This is a genomic window from Kitasatospora sp. NPDC001540, assembly GCF_042894345.1.
In the GTDB taxonomy this organism is placed as follows: Bacteria; Actinomycetota; Actinomycetes; order Streptomycetales; family Streptomycetaceae; genus Kitasatospora; species Kitasatospora phosalacinea_C.
In genome coordinates this window covers 363,738-375,260 of sequence record NZ_JBIAVO010000001.1, presented here as the reverse complement: position 1 = coordinate 375,260, position 11,523 = coordinate 363,738, and the positions used below count along the sequence as shown (strand labels likewise).

Here is an 11,523-nt window from a genome sequence, read left to right as displayed (position 1 = left end):
CGTGACGCTGCTCACAGGGCGCTGCGCGCGCCGGGGGGTGTCGCTCATCTCAGGGTTTCCAGTCGACGGGCAGGTTCGGCGCCTCGCTGCCGCTCGGCGGGACCTGGAGGGTCTTGAGGGTGAACTCCATCACCTGCTTGAAGACGGGCCCGCACAGCTGCCCGCCGAAGTGCCCGTTGACCGGGTCCTGGATGACGCAGGAGACCGTCACCCGGGGCCGGTCGGCCGGCGCGAAGCCGATGAAGGAGGCGGTGTACCCGGAGTACTTGCCGGTCTTCGGGTCCACCCGGTTCGCGGTGCCGGTCTTGCCGGCCACCCGGTAGCCCGGGATCTTCGCGGTGTTGCCGGTGCCCTGCTCGTCGGTGACGACGGACTCCAGCATCTCGGTCAGGGTCTTCGCGGTCTGCTCCGACACCACCCGGTTCTGCGCCCCGGCGGGGGCCGGGGTGTACTTCCCGTCCGGCCCGGTGGTCCCGGCCAGCAGGCTGGGGGCGACCCGCACGCCGCCGTTGGCGATGGTGGAGAACACCGAGGTGGCCTGCAGCGCGTTCACCGACAGGCCCTGGCCGAACGGGATGGTGTACTGCTGCGAGCCGCTCCAGTCCTCGGGCTTGGCCAGGATGCCGCGGGTCTCGCCGGGGAAGCCCAGGCCGCTGGGCTTGCCGATGCCGAACCGGTCCAGGTAGTCGGCCAGCACCTTGTTGGACTCGGCCTGGGTGGCGCCCAGGTGCTCGGCGGCCTCGATGGTGCCGATGTTGGAGGACTTGGCGAGCACGCCCGCCAGGGTCAGGTACCAGGTCTCGTGGTCCACGTCGTCGTGGAACACCCGGTCGGCCCGCTGCAGCGTGTTGGGCACCTCCACGTGGGTGTCCCAGTTGGCCTTGCCGGTGTCCAGCACCGCCGCCATGGTCATCAGCTTCGCGGTCGAGCCGGGCTCGTACGCGTCCTGCAGGGCCGCGTTGCCGAGCTGGTCGGCACGGGCCGAGGCCAGGTCGTTCGGGTCGAAGCCGGGCGAGGTGGCCATCGCCAGCACCTGCCCGGTCTTCACGTCCTGGACGATCACGTAGCCCTTCTCCGCCCCGGCGTTGGCGACCTGGTCGGTGATGGCGCGCTGCGCGGCCCACTGGACGTCCGGGTTCACGGTCAGCCGCAGGTCGGCGCCGGGCACCGGGTCCTGCCGGGCGCCGCCCGCGGTGGCGACCCGGCGGCCGCCCGCCGAGGCGTACGTGGAGTGGCCGTCCTGCCCGGCCAGTTGCTGCTGGTACTGCAGCTCCAGGCCGCCGGTGCCGACGCCCTCCGCGTTGACGAAGCCGACCAGGTTGGCGGCCAGCCCGCCCGCCGGGTAGCTGCGCCGGGTCGACTGGTCCCAGAACAGCCCGGCCAGCGGGTTCACGCAGGCCGCGTCCAGGAACTGGCGGCCGCCCTTGTCGGCGGGCTTCTTCAGCAGTTGGACCTGGGCGCGGCAGGCCGCGGTGTCGACCTGCTTGGCCAGCGAGGCCTTCAGGTCGGCGATCCGGTTCTTGGTCTCCGGGGACTGCCGGGCCATCAGCAGCGCGTACTGGCTCTTCGGGTTCTTGCTGTTCGGGTGCAGCTTCTCGGCCAGCTTCTCCTTCGGCTGCCCGAGGACCGGCGCCAGCAGCGCCGCGGCCTGCTCCGGGGCGTCCGGGAGGTGGGCGGACTCCGGGGTGAACATGGTCGGGTCGGCGGTGATGTCGTACGCGTCGACCGAGGTGGCCAGCACGGTGCCGTCCGCGGCGGTGATCGAGCCGCGCTCGGCGGGCAGCGCCACCCGCACGTACTTGTTGGCGCCCGCGGCGGCGGCCAGCGCGTCGGAGTCCAGCAGCTGCAGCTGCACCAGCCGCCCCGCGAAGATCGCGAAGACCAGCAGCAGGCAGACCGTCACCAGCCGCAGCCGGCGCCGCGGATCGGCCAGCCTGATGGTCCGCGGCCCGGACGCGGCGGGGCGGCGCGGCGGCGCCGGACGGCGGGCCGGGCGGGCGCTCGGGCGCGGCGGGGCGACCTCGCGGTGCCCGGCGGCGGCGCGCGGCCGGCCCGGACGGGCGGGGGCGCCGTCGGCGGCGCGGCGCGGCTCGCCGACCCGGCGGCGCGGCGGCTGCTCGGCGGCCCGGCCGGTGCCGCCGCGGCCCGCGGACCCGGCGCGGGGCGCGGCGGGGCGGGGCGTGCCGGAGCGGGGCGCGCCGGAGCCGGGCGGGGTGCGGCGCGGGCGGGGCGCGTCGCCGGGCGGGCGGCTCACCGCTGCGCCCCGGCGGACGGGCTGCCGGACGGGCCGGGCGAGGGGCTGACGGGCGGGGCGGGGGCGAGGTCGATGCCGGGGTCGGCGGGGTTCGCGCCCGCGCCGGGCGAGGCGGGGCCGGAGGCTGCGGGGGCGGAGACGGCGGCGGACGGGTCGGCGGCGCTGGGGCGCGGCACCGGCGGCTTGTCCTCGGCGGGCTTGGCCTTGCCGGTGACGCTGCCGTCCGGGTTGAGGAAGGCGGGGTCGCCGCCGGGGACCATGCCGAGCGCCCGGGCCCGCTGCTCCAGCGCGTCGGGCGCGGACTGCTGGGCGATCTGCTGCTGCAGGGTCTGCTGCTGGTCGGTGGCCTCGGTGGTCTGCTTCCTGAGCCGGGCGAGGGTGAACGACCCTTCGTTCAGGGCGGTGTTGAGCATCAGCAGCCCGAGCAGCCCGGCCGACAGCAGGGCGACCACCAGCACCGCGAACGGGGTGCGCCCCCGCATCGAGCGCGCTCCGGGCCGGACGGTGATCCGCGCCCTGCCCCCCTGCCCGGGGACGTTCCCCCGGGTCCGCTCGCCGGCCACCGGCACCGCTCCACTCCCCTCGCTCCGCTGCTCCCGGCGGCTGGCTACCTCCGGGTCCGTCTGATCCTCTCCGCCACGCGCAACCGTACGGGCGCGGCGCGCCGGTTCTCCTCGATCTCCTCCTCGGTGGCCAGTTCGGCTCCGCGGGTGAGGAGCTTCAGCCAGGGCTGGAGCTCCTCGGGGACCACCGGCAGGCCCGGTGGGGCGGTGGAGGTGGCACCGGCCTGGAAGTACTGCTTCACCAGGCGGTCCTCCAGCGACTGGTAGGACATCACCACGATCCGGCCGCCCACCGCGAGGGCGTCCAGCGCGCCGGGGATCGCCCGGTCCAGCACCTCCAGCTCGCCGTTGACCTCGATCCGCAGCGCCTGGAAGGTCCGCTTGGCCGGGTTGCCGCCGGTGCGCCGGGTGGCCGCCGGGATGGCGTTGCGCACCAACTCCACCAGACGCGCGCTGGTGGTGAACGGTTCCCGCTCGCGCTCGCGCAGCACCGCGGAGGCGATCTTCCCGGCGAACCGCTCCTCGCCGTAGACCTTGAGGATCCGGGCCAGGTCGCCGTGGCTGTAGGTGTTGAGCACCTCGGCGGCGGAGATGCCGCGGGTCTGGTCCATCCGCATGTCCAGCGGGGCGTCCTGGGAGTAGGCGAAACCGCGGTCGGCCTCGTCCAGCTGCATCGAGGAGACGCCGAGGTCGAACAGCACGCCGTGCACCTCGGGGACGCCCAACTCGTCCAGGACGCGCGGGATCTCGTCGTACACGGCGTGCACCAGGGTGGCCCGGTCGCCGAACGGGGCGAGCCGCCGGGCGGAGAGCTCCAGGGCCTGCGGGTCGCGGTCGACGGCGATCAGGCGGACGTCCGGGAAGCGGGTCAGCAGGGCTTCGCTGTGGCCGCCCAGGCCCAGGGTGGCGTCCACCACGACGGCGCCGGGCGCCGAGATCGCCGGAGCGAGGGCGTCCAGGCAGCGCTCCAGCATCACCGGGACGTGCCGGGGGGCGGGGCTGTCGGTACTCATACGGGGGCGGGGCCCTTCCTCAGGTGCGGTGTGGCCGGGCCATTCTCGCGCACCGGGCGGGTCGGGCCGCACGCCGCCCGTGGTCCCCGCCCGCTCGCTCGGGGGAAGGAGCGACCGCCCGGCACCGGGGAAGGTGCGCCAGGTGGTCACGGAGCGGGAGGAGGCCGCGGGCTGCGTACGGGCGGGCCGACCCGGCGGGAGAGCGGCCGCACCGCCCGGTTGCCGGGCGCCGTCCGCCGTGCTCCACTGCGCCTGCAGCCTATCGCCCGCGCCCCGGCAGTCAACGCCCCGCTCCGGCGCACCACCCGGGCGGCGGTATCGGTCCGCGCAGGTCGGGCCGGTGGCCGGGGGTCCGCGGGGCGGCGCGGTGGGCGGTGACGGGGCGGGGCGCGGAGCCGGGGCGGGCGCGCCGGGCGAACCGGGGCGGAGCCGTCCGAACGGGCCGCGCGGCGGACGGCGGCGGACGCGCCGGGCGGAATTCGCCGCCCGCGGAGGAAACCGTGGGGGCCCGGCCCCCGTCCCAAACCGGGACAGCCTTCGCGTCTCGCCCGGGCGGGTGACTTCTGGCCGTGCGACAGGGAAGAATGCGCCACGTATTCGGGGTGGGCCGGGCTCGAACCAGCCGCCCGGCGACTGTGCAACATGGGAGCTTACGGGTGACGACCATCAACGGGCAGGGCACGGAGCAGTCGGAGTCGGGCCGCTACGACCGGAGGGAACCGGCCGGGATGGCGGAGCTGGCGGCGGTGGTCGACCGGGTCCGGAAGTCCGTGGAAAGCGTGATCGAGGGCAAGCCGGAGGCCGTCCGGATCGCGCTCACGGTGCTCCTCGCCGAGGGCCACCTGCTGCTGGAGGACGTGCCGGGCGTCGGCAAGACCATGCTCGCCAAGGCGCTGGCCCGCTCGGTGGACTGCACGGTGCGGCGCATCCAGTTCACCCCGGACCTGCTGCCGTCCGACGTGACCGGCACCAACGTGTTCGACCAGCACCAGCGGGACTTCGAGTTCCGGCCCGGCGCGATCTTCGCGCAGATCGTGGTCGGCGACGAGATCAACCGGGCCTCGCCGAAGACCCAGTCGGCGCTGCTGGAGTCGATGGAGGAGCGCCAGGTCACCATCGACGGCACCACCCACGAACTGCCCTCGCCGTTCATGGTGATCGCCACCCAGAACCCGGTCGAGATGGAGGGCACCTACGCCCTGCCCGAGGCCCAGCGCGACCGCTTCATGGCCCGGATCTCGATCGGCTACCCCAGCGCCGAGGCCGAGTTCGCGATGCTCGACCTGCACTCCGCGGCCAACCCGCTGAACGACCTGCAGCCGGTCGCGCACGCCGCCGACCTGCTCAAGCTGATCGAGCTGGTGAAGACCGTCTACGTCGCCGACCCGGTCCGCCGGTACGCCGTCGACCTGGTCGCCGCCACCCGCACCAGCCCCGAGCTGCGGCTCGGCGCCTCCCCCCGGGCCACCCTGCACCTGGTCCGCGCGGCCCGCGCGCACGCCGCCCTGGAGGGCCGCGACTACGTGCTCCCGGACGACATCCAGGTGCTCGCCGCCCCCGTGCTGGCGCACCGCCTGCTGCCCACCTCGGAGACCCAGCTGAGCCGCCGCACGGTCGAGCAGGTCGTGCTCGACCTGGTGGCCCGACTCCCCATCCCGCGCCCGCAGGGCCGCTGAGGTGGCGCGCACCGCCAGTGCCTCCGGGGTGCGCGCCGCCCTGCGCGGGCTCACCACCCGGGGGCGCTCCTTCCTCGCGGCCGGGCTGACCGCCGCCGTCTGCGCGTTCGTGTTCGGCCAGGCCGCCCTGCTCCAGGTCGGCGTGCTGCTGGCGGTGCTGCCGCTGGCGGCCGCCGCGATGCTGGTGCGCACCCGCTACCGGGTCGCCTCCGGCCGCCGGCTCAGCCCGCAGCGGGCCGCGGCCGGGCAGGAGGCCCGGGTGCACCTGCGGCTGGACAACGTCTCCCGGGTGCCCACCGGCCTGCTGCTGCTGGAGGACAAGGTCCCGTACGTGCTGGGCCCGCGCCCGCGCTTCGTGCTGGACCGGGTCGAGCCGCGCGGCTTCCGCGAGGTGTCCTACCGGGTCCGCTCCGACCTGCGCGGCCGCTACCCGCTGGGCCCGCTGCAGCTGCGGCTGTCCGACCCGTTCGGGATGTGCGAGCTGACCCGCGCGTTCAGCGCCGCCGACGTGCTGACCGTCGTCCCGCAGGTCCAGGACCTGCCGCCGGTGCGGCTGCCCGGCGAGTCCGCCGGGCAGGGCGACTCCAACAGCCACACCCTGGCGCTGGCCGGTGACGACGACGTCATCCCGCGCGAGTACCGGCACGGCGACGACCTGCGCCGGGTGCACTGGAAGTCCACCGCCCGGTACGGCGAGCTGATGGTGCGCCGGGAGGAGCAGCCGCTGCAGGCCCGCGCCACCGTGCTGCTGGACACCCGGGAGAGCGCGCACCGCGGCTCCGGCCCGGCCTCCTCGTTCGAGTGGGCGGTGTCCTGCGCCGCCTCGGTCTCGGTCGACCTGGTGCAGCGCGGCTACCGCACCCGGCTGCTCACCGACACCGGCTTCTCGGTGCCCGACCCGGGGGCCGCCGGCGGCGCCAGCGCCGCCGAGTCCGTCGGCATGCTGCTGGACTCGCTGGCCGTGGTCGAGCACTCCGACGGCGGCACCCTGGCCCGCGCCGAGGAGGTGCTCCGGCTCGGCGGCGAGGGCCTGCTGGTCGCGGTCGTCGGCGAACTGGACGAGGAGCAGGTCGAGCGGCTGGCCCGGCTGCGCCGTCGCACCGGCGGCGCGGTCGTCCTGCTGCTGGACACCGGCACCTGGGCGGGCCTGCGGCACCTGCTGCCGGAGACCGGGGACGAGCAGCTGACCGCACGGGTCACCCGGCTGCGCGAGTCCGGCTGGACCGTGCTGCCGGTGCGGGCCGGCGACTCGCTGCCCGCCCTGTGGCGGGCCGCGGACCGCACCCAGAACACCACCGTTCCCTACCGAGACGAGGTCGGCGCGTGACCACCCGGGCCAAGTTGACGCTCTGCGCGGCCCTGGCCACCGCCCTGGCGGCGCTGTGCCTGTCCCCGCTGTTCCAGGACTCCTTCGCCTTCGCCCCGCACGGGCTGCTGATGATCGCCGTCGCGGCCGGCGCCGGGGCCGGGCTGCGCGCCCTGCCGCTCCCCCGGGCCCTGGTGCCGCCGCTGCAGCTCCTCGTGGTGCTGTACGTGCTGCTGCTGACCACCGTGCAGTCCGCGATGACCGCGGGCCTGCTGCCCGGCCCGAAGGCGCTGGACGCGGTGTCCACGCTGCTGAGCAACGGCGGCACCGACATGCAGGAGTACGCGATCCCCGCCCCGGCCAGCGACGGCCTGCGGATGATCGTGGTCGGCTCGGTCGCCCTGGTCGCCGTGCTGGTCGACACCCTGGCGGTCACCTACCGCCGGGCCGCCGCCGCGGGCCTGCCGCTGCTGGCCCTGTACTCGGTGGCGGGCGGCCTGGCCGATTCGCCGGGCGGCATGTGGCTGTGGTTCCTGTTCGCGGCCGCGGGCTACCTGGCGCTGCTCTACACCGAGGGCCAGGACCGGCTCACCCGCTGGGGCCGGGTCTTCCACGGCACCGGCCGCTCGGCCGTGGCCCTGTCCAACGGCGGCCGCCGGATCGGCGTGATCGCGCTGGCCGCCGCCGTCCTGCTGCCGGTGTTCGCCCCCGCGGTCGGCACCGGCCTGTTCGACAAGGTGGGCAACCACGGCGGCGAGGGCGGCGGCAGCGGCAACGGCAACGGCGGCGAGCAGTCGCTCAACCTGGTCGTCGCGCTCACCGCCAACCTGCGCTCCAGCGACGACACCGAGCTGCTGACCTTCTCCACCGACTCGCCCGACGCCGACCAGCTCTACCTGCGGGTCGCCGCGCTCAGCGAGTTCAACGGCCAGGAGTGGCTGACCGGGGACCAGGACCCGGAGCAGGTGCCCACCACCATGCCCGCCCCCGAGGGCCTCTCCCCGAACCTGCCGACCACCCCGGTCCGCACCGACATCACGGTCTCCGACCGGCTCAACACCACCTGGCTGCCGATGCCCTACCCGATGTCCTGGGTGGACCTGCCGAACAACTCGAACTGGCGCTTCGACCCGGTCGGGCGCACCGTCAACGGCACCAACGGCCAGAAGAGCAAGGGCCTGAAGTACGCCGTCGGCTCGGTCACCGTCAACGCCACCGCCGCCCAGTTGCGCGGCGCCGGCGCCGCCCCGCCCGACATCGCCAGGCGCTACCTGGGCCTGCCCGCCAACCTGCCGTCCGTGGTGGCCGACACCGCCCGGGACGTCACCAAGGGCAAGACCACCCCGTACGACCAGGCCGTCGCCCTGCAGCAGTACTTCACCAGCGGCGGCTTCACCTACAACACCAAGATCGACGCGCGCACCGGGCCGGACGCCATCGCCAAGTTCCTCCAGGACAAGGAGGGCTTCTGCGTCCACTTCGCCGCCACCATGGCCGCGATGTCCCGCTCGCTGGGCATCCCCGCCCGGGTCGCGATCGGCTTCACCCCGGGCGCGGGCAACGGCGCCGACCGGGTGGTGCGCAGCTCCAACTACCACGCCTGGCCCGAGCTGTACTTCAACGGCTACGGCTGGATGCGCTTCGAGCCCACCCCGAACCGGGGCAGCACCCCGCTGTACTCCGTGCAGCAGACCGCGCCGAGCAGCGCGCCCAGCACCGCGCCCAGCAGCGCCGCGCCCAGCGCGCAGCCCTCCGCCCAGCCGTCCGCCTCCAGCAGCTGCCCCCCGCAGCAGCACAAGATCGGCGACTGCGCGGACGAGAGCGTCGTGGTCGAGCACAAGACCGTCGAGACGCCCTGGTGGCGGACCTGGCCCGCGCTGGTCACCGTCCTCGCCGTCCTGCTGCTGCTCGCGACGCTGGCCTTCCCGATGCTCTGGCGCACCAGGCTGCGCCGACGCCGCCTCGGCGCCGGACGCCACCTGCCCGGCGCGGGCGGGCCGCCGCTCACCGACGAGCAGGTGCTCGCCGCCTGGGCCGAACTCGTCGACTCCGCCTGGGACCTGGGCATCCCGCCGGACGAGGCCCGCACCCCGCGCAACGCCGTCCGGCGGCTCGCCGAGGACGCCCGCCTCGACGCCGACTCCGCGGCCGCCGCGGGCCGGGTCGCCCTCGCCACCGAGCGCGTCATGTACGCCCGCGACTCCGGCGCGCCCCCGCACCTGGGCGGCGACGTCCGCACCGCCCGCGAGGCGCTGCGGGTCCGCGCCACCCGCACCCGGCGGCTGCGCGCGCTGCTGCTGCCCGCCTCCGCGGTGCGGCTGTGGTGGCGCGCCCAGGACCGGGCCGCGGCCCGCCGCGAGCGCACGGCCGAACGGGTGGCGGCGGTCCGCGCGGCCGTGACCGGGCCGTTCCGGCGGCGCCGGAAGGACGGCGTCTAGCCCGCCGGGGGCGCAGGCGAAAGGATCCGCCCCGGGAGAGGGTTCCTCTCCCGGGGCGGATCCTTCACGTTGCGTTGCGTTCCGGTCGCTGCTACAGGCCGCTCTGCTCGTCGCGGCGCCGCTGCCAGCGCTGTTCCATTCGATCCACGACACCGGACTTCCGGCGTGGCGCGGCCGCCTGCCGTGGTCCGTGTCCGGCCGGGCCGCGCCGCCACGCGGTGACCGCGAGGACCGCACAACCAAGCATCACCAGGAACCCGACCACACTGACCCAGATGACCTGCGCGACCAGGCCGCCCATGAGCAGCGCGATGCCCGCCACGAACCCCGCCACGGCCAGGTAGACCCGCCGACGGGTGTAGGTGTGCAGGCCGGTTCCCTCGAGCGCTGACGCGAACTTGGGATCTTCGGCGTACAGCGCTCGCTCCATCTGCTCGAGCAGTCGCTGCTCGTGCTCCGAGAGCGGCACGGAGTCCTCCTACTCGTCGGTCGCGGGGCGACCGGTCCGCCACCCCTGGCTCGGGCCTGTGTGGTCCATATGCCCCACGGGTATGGCCGTCATGCTTACCGGCTTTACCCAGATCATACGGTCCACGGCCGCGGTTCGGCGTGGTCAATCAGGCGTGGCTCGGGCCACCTCGTCGGGGCCCGCACCCCCTGCAACGAGCGGAGGGCCCGCTTGGTGCCCCCCGCGGAGGATCAGATCGCCTCGGCCAGCAGGTGGAGCTGGGTGGCCACGGCGTGGAAGGCGGGCTGCTCGGCGGCGGCGAGCTCCAGCTTGAGCAGGGCGTCCAGCGCGCCGGGCTCGGTGTCGACCAGGACGCCGGGGACGAGGTCGGCGAAGACCCGGATGCCGTGCACCGAGGTGACCCGCAGTCCGGCGGCGGTGGCCAGCCCGTCCAACTGCTCGCCGGTGAAGCGGCGGGGCATCGGGTCGCCCGCGCCCCAGCGGCCGTCCGGGGCGTCCAGCGCGGTGCGGGCCTCGGTGAACTGGCCGGCCACCGCGCGGGCCAGCACCGCGCCGTTGCGGTTGGCGGCGAGCAGGCTGACCAGGCCGCCCTTGCCCAGGGTGCCCACCAGGTTGCCCAGCGCCTCCGCCGGGTCGTCGACGACCTCCAGGACGCCGTGGCACAGCACCGCGTCGACCGATCCGGCCGGGACGAGGTCGGGCAGCGTCTGCGCGTCGCCCTGGACGGCCCGGACCAGCTCGGTGACCCCGGCCTCGGCGGCCCGGCGCTCCAGCGCGAACAGCGCGTCGGGGCTCGGGTCGACCACGGTGACCCGGTGGCCGAGCCTGGCCACGGGCACGGCGAAGTTGCCCGTGCCGCCACCGGTGTCGACGACCTCCAGCACCGGCCGCCCGAGCTCGGCGGAGCGCCGCTCCAGCGCCTCCCGCACCACCTCCCACACCACGGCGGTACGCAGCGCACTGCGGGGACGAGTCGGATACAAGGCGGCACCCCTCTTGGCAGGTCTTCCACGGCGGGAACGCCCCCACCTTATCGGCCGGAACCGAACGGCCGGGGTGCGGCGCAGCGCCGGGCGACCGGGCCGCTCAGGGGTGCAGGGCGAGTATTCGCTCCACTATCCGCAGGTACAGGGCGGTGTTGCGGATCAGGTCGTCCGCGTCCCGCTCGCCGGCGGCGCCGGTGATGCCGGCCTCGGCGGCCGCCCGGCGGCGCGCCCCGGCCGCGAAGTAGGCGGCCCACTCGGCGAGTTCGGGCGCGACCTCGGGTAGCAACTCCCACGCGGGGCGGATCGCCTGGCGGCGGCGCGGGTGGCGCACCGGGCGGCCGCGGACGGCGAGCACCGCGGCGGTGGCGCGCAGCGCGGCGAGGTGGGCGGTGGCGTAGCGCTCCAGCGGGTCCTGTCGACTGCGGGCGTGCACCAGGGTGCGGTGCGCGTGCCGGAGCAGTTCGAGCGCGGCGGGCGGGGCGGAACCCCGGCGCAGCACCGGGTGGACGTCGCTGCCGCGGGTGCTGGGCAGGACGGGCTGATCGACGGCAGGGCGGGCGACAGGCTCAGGACGACTGATGGTCATGGGTCTCCCCCGTTCACTCCGGACCTTGCCCGGACCGGCTGGTCCGCGCATGCATCCATCGTGAACGGGGGGTCTGACAACTCGGGGCCCCCCGACCCCGTTCCGTCCTCCCCCACGGCCGGTCCCCCGATTCCCCCCCGGGGGGAGGGGGCCGGGCTCCGCCGCCCCGTGTCGGCGGTGCCCGGCCCCCTCGTTCCGGCCGCTGGTCGCGCTCCGGGCCGTGTGGTGCAGG

9 protein-coding genes are annotated in these 11,523 nt (G+C 75.4%); 3 read left to right on the top strand and 6 right to left on the bottom strand.

What is annotated here, in order from left to right; translation table 11 throughout:
• Positions 1–49: 49 nt before the first annotated feature.
• The 3 genes from ACFY00_RS01705 to rsmH all read right to left on the bottom strand — a co-directional run bounded on the left by ACFY00_RS01705 (position 50) and on the right by rsmH (position 3,830).
• A complete protein-coding gene (locus ACFY00_RS01705) occupies positions 50–2,254 on the bottom strand; it encodes a penicillin-binding transpeptidase domain-containing protein (protein ID WP_388026185.1) in 2,205 nt (734 codons plus the stop codon).
• Positions 2,251–2,736 (bottom strand): cell division protein FtsL, encoded by a 486-nt coding sequence (locus ACFY00_RS01700; protein ID WP_388026183.1) that lies wholly within the window; start codon positions 2,734–2,736, stop codon positions 2,251–2,253. The genes ACFY00_RS01705 and ACFY00_RS01700 overlap by 4 nt, the downstream gene beginning before the upstream one ends.
• A gap of 125 nt (positions 2,737–2,861) precedes the next feature.
• Positions 2,862–3,830 carry a 16S rRNA (cytosine(1402)-N(4))-methyltransferase RsmH gene (gene rsmH / locus ACFY00_RS01695; RefSeq protein ID WP_388026182.1) on the bottom strand — a complete coding sequence of 323 codons (969 nt, stop codon included), beginning with the start codon at positions 3,828–3,830 and terminating at the stop codon, positions 2,862–2,864.
• Between the two features lie 728 nt (positions 3,831–4,558).
• On the opposite strand from rsmH, the gene ACFY00_RS01690 reads away from it, so the two are divergent.
• The 3 genes from ACFY00_RS01690 to ACFY00_RS01680 are packed head-to-tail and all read left to right on the top strand — an operon-like array spanning position 4,559 to position 9,250.
• Complete coding sequence (locus ACFY00_RS01690; RefSeq protein ID WP_388026571.1) at positions 4,559–5,506, top strand: AAA family ATPase; 948 nt, start codon at positions 4,559–4,561, stop codon at positions 5,504–5,506.
• A 1-nt stretch (position 5,507) separates the two neighbouring features.
• Complete coding sequence (locus ACFY00_RS01685) at positions 5,508–6,833, top strand: DUF58 domain-containing protein (protein ID WP_388026180.1); 1,326 nt, start codon at positions 5,508–5,510, stop codon at positions 6,831–6,833.
• Positions 6,830–9,250 (top strand): transglutaminaseTgpA domain-containing protein, encoded by a 2,421-nt coding sequence (locus ACFY00_RS01680; RefSeq protein WP_388026179.1) that lies wholly within the window; start codon positions 6,830–6,832, stop codon positions 9,248–9,250. The genes ACFY00_RS01685 and ACFY00_RS01680 overlap by 4 nt, the downstream gene beginning before the upstream one ends.
• Before the next feature lie 91 nt (positions 9,251–9,341).
• Here ACFY00_RS01680 and ACFY00_RS01675 read toward each other — a convergent pair whose 3' ends face one another.
• The 3 genes from ACFY00_RS01675 to ACFY00_RS01665 all read right to left on the bottom strand — a co-directional run bounded on the left by ACFY00_RS01675 (position 9,342) and on the right by ACFY00_RS01665 (position 11,291).
• Positions 9,342–9,719, bottom strand: a complete 378-nt coding sequence (locus ACFY00_RS01675; protein ID WP_033256829.1) for a DUF3040 domain-containing protein — start codon at positions 9,717–9,719, stop codon at positions 9,342–9,344.
• Between the two features lie 230 nt (positions 9,720–9,949).
• Complete coding sequence (locus ACFY00_RS01670) at positions 9,950–10,702, bottom strand: methyltransferase domain-containing protein (protein WP_388026177.1); 753 nt, start codon at positions 10,700–10,702, stop codon at positions 9,950–9,952.
• Positions 10,703–10,805: 103 nt separating this feature from the next.
• Positions 10,806–11,291: an SAV_6107 family HEPN domain-containing protein gene (locus ACFY00_RS01665; protein ID WP_388026176.1), complete on the bottom strand. Its 486-nt coding sequence runs from the start codon at positions 11,289–11,291 to the stop codon at positions 10,806–10,808.
• Positions 11,292–11,523: the final 232 nt, after the last annotated feature.

Coding starts and splice junctions, on each gene's coding strand:
- ACFY00_RS01700 (WP_388026183.1), bottom strand. CDS start 2,736: ATGCGGGGGCGCACCCCGTTCGCGGTGCTGGTGGTCGCCCTGCTGTCG.
- rsmH (WP_388026182.1), bottom strand. CDS start 3,830: ATGAGTACCGACAGCCCCGCCCCCCGGCACGTCCCGGTGATGCTGGAG.
- ACFY00_RS01690 (WP_388026571.1), top strand. CDS start 4,559: ATGGCGGAGCTGGCGGCGGTGGTCGACCGGGTCCGGAAGTCCGTGGAA.
- ACFY00_RS01665 (WP_388026176.1), bottom strand. CDS start 11,291: ATGACCATCAGTCGTCCTGAGCCTGTCGCCCGCCCTGCCGTCGATCAG.